At 70.9% G+C, this 13,377-nt stretch carries 14 protein-coding genes; 4 read left to right on the top strand and 10 right to left on the bottom strand.

The window, feature by feature from the left end:
• Positions 1-125: 125 nt before the first annotated feature.
• From EHS43_RS00495 to EHS43_RS00475, 5 genes are all read right to left on the bottom strand, one after another.
• Complete coding sequence (locus EHS43_RS00495; RefSeq protein WP_125188339.1) at positions 126-614, bottom strand: Pycsar system effector family protein; 489 nt, start codon at positions 612-614, stop codon at positions 126-128.
• On the bottom strand, positions 611-1,687 hold the full coding sequence (locus EHS43_RS00490; protein ID WP_125188337.1) for a hypothetical protein: 1,077 nt from the start codon (positions 1,685-1,687) through the stop codon (positions 611-613). The genes EHS43_RS00495 and EHS43_RS00490 overlap by 4 nt, the downstream gene beginning before the upstream one ends.
• Complete coding sequence (locus EHS43_RS00485) at positions 1,684-3,885, bottom strand: hypothetical protein (protein ID WP_125188335.1); 2,202 nt, start codon at positions 3,883-3,885, stop codon at positions 1,684-1,686. The genes EHS43_RS00490 and EHS43_RS00485 overlap by 4 nt, the downstream gene beginning before the upstream one ends.
• Positions 3,882-4,622, bottom strand: coding sequence for a hypothetical protein (locus EHS43_RS00480; protein WP_125188333.1), 741 nt, complete (start codon positions 4,620-4,622; stop codon positions 3,882-3,884). The genes EHS43_RS00485 and EHS43_RS00480 overlap by 4 nt, the downstream gene beginning before the upstream one ends.
• A gap of 105 nt (positions 4,623-4,727) precedes the next feature.
• On the bottom strand, positions 4,728-5,363 hold the full coding sequence (locus EHS43_RS00475; RefSeq protein WP_125188331.1) for a Crp/Fnr family transcriptional regulator: 636 nt from the start codon (positions 5,361-5,363) through the stop codon (positions 4,728-4,730).
• A gap of 265 nt (positions 5,364-5,628) precedes the next feature.
• On the opposite strand from EHS43_RS00475, the gene EHS43_RS00470 reads away from it, so the two are divergent.
• A complete protein-coding gene (locus tag EHS43_RS00470; protein WP_125188329.1) occupies positions 5,629-6,132 on the top strand; it encodes a DUF4396 domain-containing protein in 504 nt (167 codons plus the stop codon).
• 3 nt (positions 6,133-6,135) lie between these two features.
• Here EHS43_RS00470 and EHS43_RS00465 read toward each other — a convergent pair whose 3' ends face one another.
• Positions 6,136-6,768 (bottom strand): sulfite oxidase-like oxidoreductase, encoded by a 633-nt coding sequence (locus EHS43_RS00465; protein ID WP_125188327.1) that lies wholly within the window; start codon positions 6,766-6,768, stop codon positions 6,136-6,138.
• Positions 6,769-6,944: 176 nt separating this feature from the next.
• Between EHS43_RS00465 and bfr the strand changes: the two genes are divergently transcribed.
• Positions 6,945-7,424: a bacterioferritin gene (bfr, locus tag EHS43_RS00460; protein WP_123988624.1), complete on the top strand. Its 480-nt coding sequence runs from the start codon at positions 6,945-6,947 to the stop codon at positions 7,422-7,424.
• Positions 7,425-7,432: 8 nt separating this feature from the next.
• Here bfr and EHS43_RS00455 read toward each other — a convergent pair whose 3' ends face one another.
• Both EHS43_RS00455 and EHS43_RS00450 read right to left on the bottom strand, forming a co-directional pair.
• A complete protein-coding gene (locus tag EHS43_RS00455; RefSeq protein WP_185806065.1) occupies positions 7,433-7,657 on the bottom strand; it encodes a bacterioferritin-associated ferredoxin in 225 nt (74 codons plus the stop codon).
• Positions 7,658-7,798: 141 nt separating this feature from the next.
• Positions 7,799-9,151 (bottom strand): class II 3-deoxy-7-phosphoheptulonate synthase, encoded by a 1,353-nt coding sequence (locus EHS43_RS00450; RefSeq protein ID WP_125188325.1) that lies wholly within the window; start codon positions 9,149-9,151, stop codon positions 7,799-7,801.
• 96 nt (positions 9,152-9,247) lie between these two features.
• On the opposite strand from EHS43_RS00450, the gene EHS43_RS48885 reads away from it, so the two are divergent.
• Both EHS43_RS48885 and EHS43_RS00440 read left to right on the top strand, forming a co-directional pair.
• Positions 9,248-9,304, top strand: coding sequence for a trp operon leader peptide (locus EHS43_RS48885; RefSeq protein ID WP_071528813.1), 57 nt, complete (start codon positions 9,248-9,250; stop codon positions 9,302-9,304).
• Positions 9,305-9,404: 100 nt separating this feature from the next.
• Positions 9,405-11,285, top strand: coding sequence for an anthranilate synthase family protein (locus tag EHS43_RS00440; RefSeq protein WP_125188323.1), 1,881 nt, complete (start codon positions 9,405-9,407; stop codon positions 11,283-11,285).
• Here EHS43_RS00440 and EHS43_RS00435 read toward each other — a convergent pair.
• Entirely contained in the window at positions 11,237-12,232 is a 996-nt protein-coding gene (locus EHS43_RS00435) for a 2-hydroxyacid dehydrogenase (protein WP_125188341.1), read from the bottom strand. The genes EHS43_RS00440 and EHS43_RS00435 overlap by 49 nt on opposite strands.
• Before the next feature lie 71 nt (positions 12,233-12,303).
• On the bottom strand, positions 12,304-13,332 hold the full coding sequence (locus EHS43_RS00430) for a 6-phosphofructokinase (protein WP_125188321.1): 1,029 nt from the start codon (positions 13,330-13,332) through the stop codon (positions 12,304-12,306).
• Positions 13,333-13,377 lie beyond the last annotated feature (45 nt).

The raw sequence follows: 13,377 nt of genomic DNA, 5'->3' as shown, positions 1-13,377 counted from the left end.
GATCATCGAGACCCCCGGCGGCAAGGAGGGCCACGCGGCGGACGTGGAGCGACTGAAGAAACTCCGGGACGGCTGAGCACCACCCGGGGCGGCCGGGGCCGGTGGAGGGAGCCGGGACGACCGCTTCAGCTCATCGCGAGCGACAGGAACGCCAGCAGCAGCCCCGCCCCGAGCAGCGCCATCGACCGACGCAGCCAGCGGTACTTGGCCGAGAGGATGACGCTGACGTCCTGGAACTGGGTCAGCAGCCAGCTCACCCGGTCGGCGCCGGCCTCCGCGGCGGCACGGCGCAATGTCTCCAGGTCCGTGCCACGGAGCGCGTCGGCGTAGTACGTCGGACCCGGAACCGAGCGGACCGTACCGGTGCGGGGCAGCACCACCGCGAGAAGCAGGAGTGTGCCGGCCGCCCAGAGCGCCCCGCCGGCCGCGAGGAGCGCCAGGGAGACCCCGGTGGCCCCGGCCGGTATCCCTCTGCCGAGCGCCAGCGCCGGTACCGCCACGGCCCCCGAGAGCAGGATGGACGCCTTCACGTCCGCCCTGCCCAGGTCCTCGCGCACGGTCAGCAGCAGCCGCTCGGCGACGTAGTGCGCTGCATCCGGTTCTTCCGGAGTCACTCGCGGGCCCCGGAGCCCGGTTCGTACTCCATGCCCGTGCCCTCTCCGGGTACGGAGTCGGTCGGCGGCACGGGAGGGGCCGGCGGTGCGTCGGCCGGGGGCAGCGGTGGTGCGGGCGGCATCGGCGGTATCAGCAGCGAGGTCGGGGCCTGCGGAAGCCCGTTGGGGAAGACCCCGCCGGCGACCGTACGGCTGTAGTCGATGAGGGCCTGGACCTGGTCGTCGATCTGGTGACGCTGGACCACGCCCTGGTTGATCAGGTTGGTCAGGTAGTCCAGGGCGCCCCGGCGCTGCTCGCGGGCCTGCTGCTGGAGCACGCCGAGGATCTCGTGCGCCCGGCTCGGGTCCTGGGCCAGCATCGTGGCGTACTGGACGGTCTCGCCCGCGCTGATCAGCTTCTGCGCGTCGTCGAGGTTGGCGGCGATCCGCGCCTTGTGGGCGATGTCCATGGCCTCCTGGACCTTGCTGCCCGTCTCCACCGCGACCATCTGGGCCTGGTGGTCGGCGGCGGCCTGGCCGAGGTCGATGCGGATGAAGACCTGGGTGACCAGCCCGAGGTCGGCTCCGAAGTCGTTCCACCGGCCGCTGGCCAGCTCGTCCTGTATCGCCTCGTCGACCTGCTGCGCCGAGTCCAGGCTGTAGCGGCGGCTGACCCCCCGCAACCGGGCCTCCAGCGGCGGCCGGAGCATGCGCTCCACGTCGACGACCCGCTTCTCGGCGGCCAGGTAGAAGTCGCGCACCTCCCAGTTGACGTCGGCGCCCGCCTTGAAACGTGACCGGTCGCCGTAGGTGGGCAGTTCGAGCTGGAAGGAGACCTGGTGCTGACCGCGGGCGATCCAGCACACCGAGGTGGGCTTGGCCATCAGCGGCTTGTTGAAGTGCTCCGCGCCGCGCACGGTGAGGATGCTGTAGCCGCCGTTCTTGTAGTAGAGCACCGAGGCCACCTGGCTGTTGCGGTGCCGGTAGGCCGCCTGTGGGGCGAACTCGCGTACGAAGGGGCCTCTGAGGTCGTGCGGCAGGACGAATTCCTCGTCCTGGCGCGGCCACTGCTGACCCCACTGGTTGTGCGTCATGGTGTACCCGCTCCCTGGACCGCCCCCCACAGGCGGCGGACCTGCTGTTCGTCTAGTGGTTGGTCGGGGTCTTCGGTCAGTTCCGTGATCAGTGCCAGCAGCCGGTCCCGGTCGTCCTGGCTGTGCACGAGCAGCGGCAGGAACCGCTCCAGCCACTCGGCCCAGGGCCGGCCGGCCGAGTCGCGCAGCCAGCCGGACAGGGCGTCGACGGCTGCCTCGTAGGAGCGTGGCGTCTGCAGGGCCGTCCACAGGAGCCCGGCGAGTTCCACGGCCTGCGCGGGCCGTACGGCGGCGAGGGCGAGCATCAGCGGCCAGTCGCCGTGGCCCTCCAGATCGCCGTGCTGGTTCCAGAGATCGACCACGGTGACGGAGGCCAGGAAGATCGTGCTCTGCAGACCGAGGTCCTGCTGGGGCCGGCGTTCGTCGGAGAGCCAGGCCCGGATCCGGCTCGGCGTCCGGCCGTCGGGGTGGGCGCCCGCGAAGTGGGCCACCTGGACGGCCGCGTCGGCCCGCAGTCGGCCCTCGTCCCAGACGCCGATCCCGCCGAGCAGGTCCAGCGTCTCGCGCGGGGTGACCGTGGCCCGCCCCCTGCCGAGCACGGCGCCCGCCGTCCAGCGCAGCTGCTCGTCGCCGTGCCGGGCCCAGGAGGCGACCAGGGCGCGGATCGCGCTGCCGACGTCCGGGGAGCGCAGGGCCACGTCGAGCACGGTCGCGGCGAAGAGCCGGCGCCGGGCCTGCTTGGCCTGTGCCATGGGCTGGACCAGTTCGTGCACGGTGTGCGACAGGTCGAGGCGGCACAGCTGTCCGGCCGCGACGGCGGCCCGCACCCAGACCTGGGGCCGGTCGTCCTCGCACAGTCCGGACAGCCAACGCAGCACGGGCCCGCGCGCGTTGTGCCGGTGCTGCCAGAGATGGCCGAGGACGGCCGGAGCGAGGGCGTCACCCGCGAAGCGCACGGTGCGGACCGGGACCTCCTCGGTACCGACCTCCTCCGTGCCGAGTTCGGCGACCGCGCGGGCGGAGACCAGCCGGGCGTCGACGCCGTCGCTGAACAGCGGGCGGCCGGGGGTCGCCTCCGGATCGACGGTGACGGCCAGTTCCCAGGCGAGCACCTCGGCGGCCTCGGCTACGGCGCTGAGCGAGGCCCCGTCCAGGACGGCGACGGCGATCCGGTAGGCCGCGTCCCGTAACCGCTCGGGGGTCTCGGAGCGGACACCTCCGGCGAACCACTCGGCGGCCTGGCTCTCGGCGAACCTCCGGCATGCGGCGAGCAGTTCGTCGTGGGTGAGCTCGCCGCGGGTGTTGCGGGCCAGCAGGGTCGCGAAGTGGGCGGCCTCGGCGGGCAGCAGGTCGTTCAGGCCGCACGCCTCCACCACCTCGGGATCGAGGGCCATGGCCCGGGCCCGCTCGTACGCCTCGGGGCCCGCCTCGTCGAGTTCGTCGGCGAGGTGACCTTCGAGTACGGCGGTCTGGGCGGCCGGGGTGTGGACGCGGTGGTAGCGACCGCTGCGGGAGAGCATGTCCCCGGGTTCGGGGGTGGCCAGCAGCACCGCGTACGCCTGCTTCTTGCGCAGCAGTTCGCACAGCCGGTCCAGGCCGGTCTCGTCGGGCAGTCCGGTGGTGCCGGGTTCCAGCACGTAGCCGTGGCCCTCGTCGATCTGGCCGTCGTCCAGCTTGTCCAGGTCGGTGCGCGGGTCGAGCCGCGAGACCTGGCCGCGGGTCAGGTCGTCCAGCAGGGACAGCGCGGTGTAGAAGCGACCGGTACCGGGACGGCCCAGCAGGACCAGGAGCTGTCCGCCGCGCAGTTGCCCGCGGTAGGTGTCGTAGTCCTCGGGTTCCTGGAAGACCCGGCGCAGCCTGCGCAGTTCGTCCTCGGGGAGGGGGCCGGCGAGCAGCCGCTCGGCCGTCTGTCCGCCGTAGAAGTTCATGGTCTGCACGGACCCCGAGCTGATGAGGGTGCCGGAGCCGTGCGAGGACACGGTGGAGCGGTAGATCCGGGAGGCGGCGGCCGCGGCCCCGGGCAGCGCCTCCTCGCCGAGCGGGTCGGCCGCGGCGCCCCCGATGACGTCGGACTGGGGCTGTTCCGGGCCGTTCCCCTGGTCGGAGCCGGCGGCCTTGTCCGGCTCGGCTCTCTGCTGCGGCGGTTGCTGCTGGGGTTTCGGGTTGCCCTGAGGCGGCTGAGGACTCTGTGCGTTCACCGGTCACCGCCGTGCTGGTTGATGTGCAACGTGTCGACGTTGCCGTTCGCGATGAACTGACCGCTGCCGTGGTTGTGGTTGTTCTGGACGAAACTGTCCCCGGTGCCCTGGGGCTGCGGCGGCTCGGGCGGGAGGTCCTTCGCCTCGGCCGCCGGGTCGGGTGGCTGGGACAGCCCCGGCACGGTGAACCAGGCGGCCCTGCGGCCCTCCTTCAGCTCCACCTCGTGACGTCGGTAGCGCTCCGGCTCCACCCAGCGCCCGCCCGCGAGCACGACCTCCTCGTACAGCCGCTCGGAGGCGGCCACCACCAGGGGTGAGCCCTCGGCGGCCTTGAGGATCGCCTTGGCGGTGTCGCAGTCACCGAGTCGGCAGGCCAGATCGACGGCCCGTCCGGAGCGGCCGTGCGCGTCGGCCGTGACGGGCCCGATGTGGAGCCCCGCACGCAGCCGCAGGGGCTTGTTGAGGTCCCGGTTGATCTGACGGAGGTTCTGGTGGAGGTACTCCAGCCACTCCCCCACCACCCGCCGGGGCGGCACGTCGGGCGCCAGGACGCTGAGGATCCCGTCGCCGCGGTCCTCCTGGTAGAGCCGGGGAGCGCGGATCCGGGCCTGTTCGAAGGCGGCGTTCGTGACCTCGTAGAGTCTGCGCCGCATCTCGGGTTTCTCGGTGTCGGACAACAGGCCCGAGCCCTGCGCGTCCACGTTGACGATGAAGCCGTACGCGGCTTCCCCCTCCATCGTTCTCTCCTCCCTGCAGTCCCGTCGAACCACCGGCTCCTCGGATGGTCGCGGAGCCGGCCGGTCACCGCTGTAGCCGTTTACACAGCGCGGCACCCGGTGCTGTTAGGTCTGTGTGCCAGGGGGCTGTCCGGCGGCGAGCAGGCGGAGGGGATCCAGGTCGGCCACGGCGAGGGTGCCGGGTCCGGTGCGGACCAGGCCCTGTTCGCGTAAGAGGCGCAGGGCCTTGGCGACGGCCTCGCGGGTGGAGCCCACGGAGGCGGCCAGTTCGTGCTGCGCGAGGGGGAGCCGTATGGTCAGGGCCTCGTCCTCCAGCCGGCCGGTGTGGTCGGCGAGTTCCACCAGGCGTTCCGCGAGCCTCTGCAACACCGTCATGGAGGCGAGGGCCCGGCGCTCGTGGTCCGCGCTGCGCAGCCGCTCGGTGAGCTGCATCGTCATCAGCGCGTTGGCGTGCGGCCGGGAGGCCAGGAAACGCCGGAACCGCTCGCCGGGTACGACCAGACCGGTCACCGGGCCGAGGGCGCTGACCGAGGCGCTGCGGGGCCGGCCGTCGAGTGCCGCCATGTCGCCCACGACCTCACCGGCCCGCCGCAGGGCCAGGATGAGCCGGCCGCCGCGCTCGGTCGGTGTCCACACCGTGCACCAGCCGCCGAGCAGGACGACCGCGAACGTGGTGCGGTCGCCCTCCGCGAGGAGGGTGTCGTGCGGTGGGTACTCGTGCCGGGTGCCGAGCCCCGACAACGCCTCTCGGTCCGCCGGACCGAGACCCCCGAAAAAGGTATGCCGCTCTCCGAACAGCCCCACCGTCGTCCCCCGTGTAGCGCTCCCCCGAACCGGACCGCAAGCGGAACCCCGTTCGCCCCTCGAGGGACCTCAGCGTAGCGCTCTGGGCACGGTATGTGCTGTCCGTTACCGGAACGCGGCACGAACCTTCACAGGAATACCCCAGGGGGGTATACAGTTGAGCCCTGTCGAAGGATTCGCCACCGGACACCGGGGATCAGCCATGGTCAACGAGCACTCCACACACACCGAGCACACCGAGCACACCCACGCCACGCCGCCGGGTGCCACCTGGTCCACCGCCGCCCAGGCCACCCTCCACTGCCTCACCGGCTGCGCCATCGGTGAGGTGCTCGGCATGGTCGTCGGGACCGCGCTGGGCTGGGGCAATGTGCCCACCACCGTGCTGGCGATCGTCCTGGCCTTCTTCTTCGGCTACTCGCTCACGCTGCGCGGGGTCCTGAAGGCCGGCATGGGGTTCCGGGCGGCGCTCCGGGTGGCCCTGGCCGCCGACACCCTGTCCATCGCCGTGATGGAGCTGATCGACAACGGCGTGATCGCCCTGTGGCCGGACGCCATGGACGCGGAACTCGCCGACCTGCTCTTCTGGGCCTCACTGGCGATCTCGCTGGCCATCGCGTTCGTCGTCACGGTGCCGGTCAACAAGTGGATGATCGGCCGCGGCAAGGGACACGCCGTGGTCCACCAGCACCACCACGCCCACTGAGACTCAGAGGTCCGGCCCGTCCCCCGGCTCCTCCTGGTAGGAGTAGCGCTGCTCCTTCCAGGGGTCGCCGACGTTGTGGTAGCCGCGTTCCTCCCAGAACCCGCGCCGGTCGGCGGTCATGTACTCCACGCCGCGGACCCATTTGGGCCCCTTCCAGGCGTACAGATGAGGGACGACCAGGCGCAGCGGGAAGCCGTGCTCCGCGGTCAGCAGCTCCCCGTCCTTGTGGGTGGCGAAGATCGTGCGCTCGGACGCGAAGTCGGCGAGCCGGAGGTTGGAGCTGAAGCCGTACTCGGCCCAGACCATCACATGGGTGACCGCCGGCGCGGGCGGGGCGATCTCCAGGATGGTGCGGGCGGGAATGCCGCCCCACTCGGCGCCGAGCATGCTGAACTTCGTCACACAGTGCAGGTCACCCACGACGGTGGTGTACGGCAGCGCCGTGAACTCCTCGTGGTTCCAGCAGTGCTTCTCGTCGTCCGCGGTGGCGCCGAAGACCCGGAACTCCCAGCGCTCGGGCCGGAACTTGGGCACCGGCCCGTAGTGCGTGACGGGCCAGCCGCGCTGCAGTCGCTGCCCCGGCGGAAGCTCGGAGTGCGCCGTATCCCCACTCTCCCGCTCCACCGGCTGACCCATGTCTTCCATCCTGACAGACCCGAGGGGATGCACCTGACCAGGCTCCCCGCAATGCACCACAAAGTGGACTAAGCATGCCCTTACTTACTAAGTGGAGACTTACTGGACGATCTTCTTCCCCGGTGCGAGGATGCGGCGCAGCCTGCCAGTTCCCCCGGTTGGAAGGAGCCTCTGCGATGCAGGGCGACCCTGAGGTCATCGAATTCCTCAACGAGCAGCTCACGGGCGAGCTCACCGCGATCAACCAGTACTTCCTGCACGCGAAGATGCAGGAGAACTTCGGCTGGACGAAGCTCGCGAAGTACACGCGGCACGAGTCGTTCGACGAGATGAAGCACGCCGAGGTGCTCACCGACCGCATCCTCTTCCTGGAAGGGCTGCCGAACTACCAGCGGCTGTTCCACGTGCGGGTGGGCCAGACCGTCAAGGAGATGTTCGAGGCCGACCGGCAGGTCGAGGTCGAGGCCATCGACCGCCTCAAGCGCGGTATCGAGGTGATGCGAGCCAAGGGCGACATCACCTCGGCCAACATCTTCGAGTCGATCCTCGCGGACGAGGAGCACCACATCGACTACCTGGACACGCAGCTGGAGCTTCTGGACAAGCTCGGCGAGGCGCTCTACATCGCGCAGTTGATCGAGCAGCCGGAGAGCTAGGGCCCGTCCTAGGCCGCCTCGTCCAGGTCCGACAGGACGGATCCGCCCTGTTCGACGAGGTCACGGCGGGGGCACGCGCCACGGCCGAGGATCGCCTGGATGCGCCGTACGCACGATCCGCAGTCCGTCCCCGCCTTGCAGGCGGACGCGATCTGGCGGGGGGTGCAGGCGCCGCCCTCCACGTGCTTCTTCACCTGCTGCTCGGTGACGCCGAAGCAACTGCACACGTACACGCGGTTCCACCTCCCGACGGGACTGATCGGTCGTGCCGTCCCGACTGATCGGTGAGGCAAACCTAACCTTACCCGGCCTGGGGAACCCGCAAAAGAGCAGAGGGGCGCGGATCGTATGTGATCCGCGCCCCAAGCGTGTTCCTACTGGTCGCGGTACATCTCGGCGACGAGGAACGCCAGGTCGAGGGACTGGCTGCGGTTGAGCCGCGGGTCGCAGGCCGTCTCGTAGCGCTGGTGCAGGTCGTCGACGAAGATCTCGTCGCCGCCGCCCACGCACTCGGTGACGTCGTCACCGGTGAGCTCGACGTGGATGCCACCCGGATGGGTGCCGAGGCCCTTGTGGACCTCGAAGAAGCCCTTGACCTCGTCGAGCACGTCGTCGAAGCGGCGGGTCTTGTGGCCGGAGGCCGCCTCGTAGGTGTTGCCGTGCATCGGGTCGGTGATCCAGGCGACGGTCGCGCCGGAGGCGGTGACCTTCTCGACCAGCTCGGGCAGCTTGTCGCGCACCTTGTCGGCGCCCATGCGAACGATGAAGGTCAGCCGGCCGGGCTCACGGTCGGGGTCCAGGCGCTCGATGTACTGCAGCGCCTCCTCGGCCGTGGTCGTAGGACCGAGCTTGATGCCGATCGGGTTGCGGATCTGCGAGGCGAACTCGATGTGCGCGTGGTCCAGCTGCCGGGTGCGCTCACCGATCCACACCATGTGCGCGGAGACGTCGTACAGCCGTCCGGTGCGCGAGTCCACGCGGGTGAGCGCCGACTCGTAGTCGAGCAGCAGCGCCTCGTGCGAGGAGTAGAACTCGACGGTCTTGAACTCCTCCGGGTCGGTCCCGCAGGCCCGCATGAAGTTCAGCGCCTGGTCGATCTCCCGGGCGAGCTGCTCGTAGCGCTGGCCGGAGGGGGACGACTTCACGAAGTCCTGGTTCCAGGCATGCACCTGGCGCAGGTCGGCGTAGCCGCCGGTGGTGAAGGCGCGCACCAGGTTGAGCGTGGAGGCGGAGGCGTTGTACATCCGCTTCAGGCGCTCGGGGTCCGGGATCCGGGCCGTCTCGTTGAACTCGAAGCCGTTGACGGAGTCGCCGCGGTAGGTCGGCAGCGTCACCCCGTCGCGGGTCTCGGTGCCCTTGGAGCGCGGCTTGGAGTACTGGCCGGCGATGCGGCCGACCTTCACGACCGGCACCGAGGCGGCGTACGTCAGCACGGCGCCCATCTGGAGCAGGGTCTTGAGCTTGTTGCGGATGTGGTCCGCGGACACGGCGTCGAAGGCCTCGGCGCAGTCGCCGCCCTGGAGGAGGAACGCCTCTCCCTTGGCGACGGCCGCCAACCGGGCGCGCAGCTGGTCGCACTCGCCCGCGAAGACGAGCGGCGGATACGACTCGAGGTCCGCGATCACTGCGCGCAGAGCCTCGGTGTCGGGGTACTCGGGCTGCTGCGCCGCGGGCAGGTCTCGCCAGGTGTTGCCAGCGCTCGCGCTGGTCTTAGCGTTCACGGTCACGGCCTCAACATTACGGGGTCGTGTCATGGCTCCAGCGCCGTGCCCATCAAGTGAGACACCGGAAACACTCCTCGGACATGGGGTAGTGTGCGGCCCATGTTCGCGCACTCGACCCAGAACTGGTGGTGGACCGCTCATCCGGCGGCCCACTGACTGCGCGTACGCAAGACTTCGCGAAGGCCGCCCGAGGGGCGGCCTTCGGCGTTTCCGGGGCCGTTCCTCACCGATACCGAGCTGTCGACATCGAGGAACCATGAACCTGACCCAGCTGCTGGCGGACGACCGCCCGTTCGCCCTGCTCCGCCGCCGCACCCCCGGCCGTGACGAGGACACCGTGGAGCTGCTCCTCGGTCCCGTCCGCACCTACGACCGCCTCGCCGACCTCCCCGACGAGGGCCTGGCGCTCGTCCCCTTCCGTCAGATCCGCGAGCGCGGCTTCGACGTACGGGACGACGGGACGCCGCTCAGCGTGCTGCTCCCCGAACGGACCCGCACGCTCCCCCTGGCCGAGGCCCTCGCGGAACTCCCCTCGCACGAGGTCCGGGTCGTGAACGGCGGCTTCGACGTCCCCGACGAGGAGTACGCCGAGATCGTCGGACGCGTGCTGCACGAGGAGATCGGGCGCGGCGAGGGCGCCAACTTCGTGATCCGGCGGACCTACGAGGGCGAGATCCCGGGCTTCTCCCGCGCGGACGCCCTCGCGCTGTTCCGGCGGCTGCTGGTGGGCGAGCGGGGCGCGTACTGGACCTTCGTCGTGCACACCGGCGAGCGCACCCTGGTCGGCGCGAGCCCCGAGGTGCACGTCCGGATGTCCGGCGGCACCGTCGTCATGAACCCGATCAGCGGGACGTACCGCTATCCCGCCGAGGGCCCCACCCCGGAGCATCTGCTCGGCTTCCTCGCCGACGGCAAGGAGATCGAGGAGCTGTCGATGGTCGTCGACGAGGAGCTCAAGATGATGTGCACCGTCGGCGACATGGGCGGGGTCGTCATCGGGCCCCGGCTCAAGGAGATGGCCCACCTCGCGCACACCGAGTACGAGCTGCGCGGGAAGTCCTCGCTGGACGTGCGGGAGGTCCTGAAGGAGACCATGTTCGCGGCCACCGTCACCGGCTCGCCCGTGCAGAACGCCTGCCGGGTCATCGAGCGGCACGAGGTCGGCGGGCGCGGCTACTACGCGGGCGCGCTGGCGCTGCTCGGCCGGGACTCCGGCGGGGCGCAGACCCTGGACTCCCCCATCCTCATCCGCACGGCGGACATCTCCGCCGGGGGACGGCTGCGGGTCCCGGTCGGCGCGACCCTGGTGCGCGGCTCGGACCCGGCGGGCGAGGTCGCGGAGACCCACGCGAAGGCGGCGGGGGTGCTGGCCGCCCTCGGTGCACGTCCGTCCCGGCCCCGTGCGGAGCACGCGCGCGTGAGTCTTGCCGACGACCCACGCGTGCGTGCCGCGCTCGACGGGCGGCGCACGAACCTCGCCCCCTTCTGGCTGCGGATGCAGGAGCGGTCGGGCAAGCTGGAAGGGCACGCTCTCGTGGTCGACGGCGAGGACACCTTCACCTCGATGCTCGCCCATGTGCTGCGCTCGGGCGGGCTGGACGTGACCGTGCGGCGCTACGACGAACCCGGCCTCACGGACGCCGTGCTCGCGCACGAGGGACCGCTCGTGCTCGGCCCGGGGCCCGGCGACCCCTCCGATCTCGACGACCCCAAGATGCGGTTCCTGCGCGCCCTGACCGCCGACGTCGTCCGCACCCACCGGCACGGTGTGCTCGGCGTCTGCCTCGGACACGAGCTGATCGCGGCCGAGCTGGGGCTGGGGATCGTCCGCAAGGAGGTGCCGTACCAGGGGGCGCAGACGACCGTCGACCTGTTCGGGCGGCCGGAGACCGTCGGCTTCTACAACAGCTTCGTGGCGCGCTGCGACGACGAGGAGGCCCGGGAGCTGGCCGCGCACGGCATCCAGGTGAGCCGGAGCGACACGCACGAGGTGCACGCCCTGCGCGGTCCCGGCTTCGCCGGGGTGCAGTTCCACCCCGAGTCGGTCCTCACGCTGAACGGCGCCGCCGTCGTGCGGGAGCTGGTGGCTCAGCTGCGGGGCACCAGCACGTTCTCGGAGCGGCGGCCCGCCTCGTAGTCGAGGACGTTGCGCACCGTGGCGTCGATGATCTGGCCGACGGCGTCCTCGGTGTAGTAGGCCTGGTGGGAGGTGACCAGGACGTTCGGGAAGGTGACCAGGCGGGCCAGGGTGTCGTCCTCGATGGCCTCCAGGGACCGGTCGACGTAGAACAGGCCCGCCTCCGCCTCGTAGACGTCGAGGCCGACGCCCGCGAAGCGGCCGGCGCGCAGTTCGGTGACGAGGGCCGCGGTGTCGATGAGACCGCCGCGGCTGGTGTTCACCAGGATCGCGTCGTCCTTCATCGTCTTCAGGGCGTCGGCGTCGACGAGGTGTGTGGTCTGCGGCATCAGCGGGACGTGCAGGGTGATCAGGTCGGACTCGGCGAGGAGCTGCTCCTTCGGGACGTACGTCATGCCGAGTTCGCGGCACGCGGGGTTCTCGGCGACGTCCCAGCCCAGCAGCCGCATGCCGAAGCCGTGGGCGATCCGGGCGAAGGCCTCGCCGATCTTGCCGGTGCCGAGGACGCCGGCGGTACGGCCGTGCATGTCGCGGCCCATCAGCCCGTCGAGGCGGAAGTCGAAGTCACGCGTGCGCGTGGAGGCGCGCACGACCCGGCGGTTGACCGCCATGGCGAGGGTCCAGGCGAACTCGGCGACCGAGTACGGCGAGTAGTACGACACCCGGGCGACCGTCATGCCGAGACGCTCGGCCGCCTTGAGGTCGATGTTGTTGTAGCCGGTGGAGCGCTGGGCGATCATCCGGGTGCCGCCCGCCGCGAGGGTCTCCAGGACGCGGGCGCCCAGCTCGGCGTTGACGCTGGTGGAGACGGTCTCGCAGCCGGTCGCGATCGGGGCGGTGTCCTCGTTGAGGAAGACGTCCAGGCAGCGGACGTCGTGGTGCCCGGCGAAGGCGCTCTCGACCAGGGGCTTCTCGTCGGCCTGCACACCGAACGCCAGGATCTCCACGGACACGGCTCCCGTTCTGGTGGGTTGTGGGCCGAATATACGGCCCACAACCACGCCGTGCCGGGCCGGCCTCACCCGAAGAAGACGCCGACCTCGTCGTACAGCTTCGGGTCGACCGTCTTGAGCCGAGCCGTGGCCTGCGCGATCGGCACCCGCACGATGTCCGTGCCGCGCAGGGCGACCATCTTGCCGAAGTCGCCGTCGCGGACGGCGTCGATGGCGTGCAGCCCGAAGCGGGTGGCGAGCCAGCGGTCGAAGGCGCTGGGGGTGCCGCCGCGCTGGATGTGCCCGAGGACCGTCGTGCGGGCCTCCTTGCCGGTGCGCTTCTCGATCTGCTTGGCCAGCCACTCGCCGACCCCGGACAGGCGCACGTGGCCGAAGGAGTCGAGCGACTCGTCCTTGAGCACCATGTCGCCGTCCTTCGGCATGGCGCCCTCGGCGACGACCACGATCGGGGCGTACGACGCCTTGAAGCGTGAGGTGATCCAGGCGCACACCTGGTCGACGTCGAAGCGCTGCTCGGGGATGAGGATGACGTTGGCGCCGCCCGCGAGGCCGGAGTGCAGGGCGATCCAGCCGGCGTGACGGCCCATCACCTCGCAGACCAGGACCCGCATGTGGGACTCGGCGGTGGTGTGCAGCCGGTCGATGGCCTCGGTGGCGATGCCGACGGCGGTGTCGAAGCCGAAGGTGTAGTCGGTGGCGGAGAGGTCGTTGTCGATGGTCTTCGGTACGCCGACACAGGGCACGCCGTGCCGGCCGGAGAGCTCGGCGGCGACACCGAGCGTGTCCTCGCCGCCGATCGCGATGAGCGCCTCGATCTCCCGCGCGGCCAGGTTCTCCCGGATCCGGCGGATGCCGTCCTCCTGCTTGAGCGGGTTGGTGCGCGAGGAGCCGAGGATGGTGCCGCCGCGGGGCAGGATGCCGCGCACGGCCGGGATGTCCAGGGGGACGGCGGCGTCCTCCAGTGGACCCCGCCAGCCGTCCCGGAAGCCGGTGAAGTCGTAGCCGTACTCCTGTACGCCCTTGCGGACGATGGCCCGGATGACGGCGTTGAGGCCGGGGCAGTCGCCGCCTCCGGTCAGTACTCCGACGCGCATGGACAGTTCCCTTCGCCGCAGGTGCCTGACGAAGGGTCAGTGTGA

It is taken from the genome of Streptomyces sp. RP5T, from assembly GCF_003933965.1.
In the GTDB taxonomy this organism is placed as follows: domain Bacteria; phylum Actinomycetota; class Actinomycetes; order Streptomycetales; family Streptomycetaceae; genus Streptomyces.
This window is presented reverse-complemented; position numbering and strand designations above follow the sequence as displayed.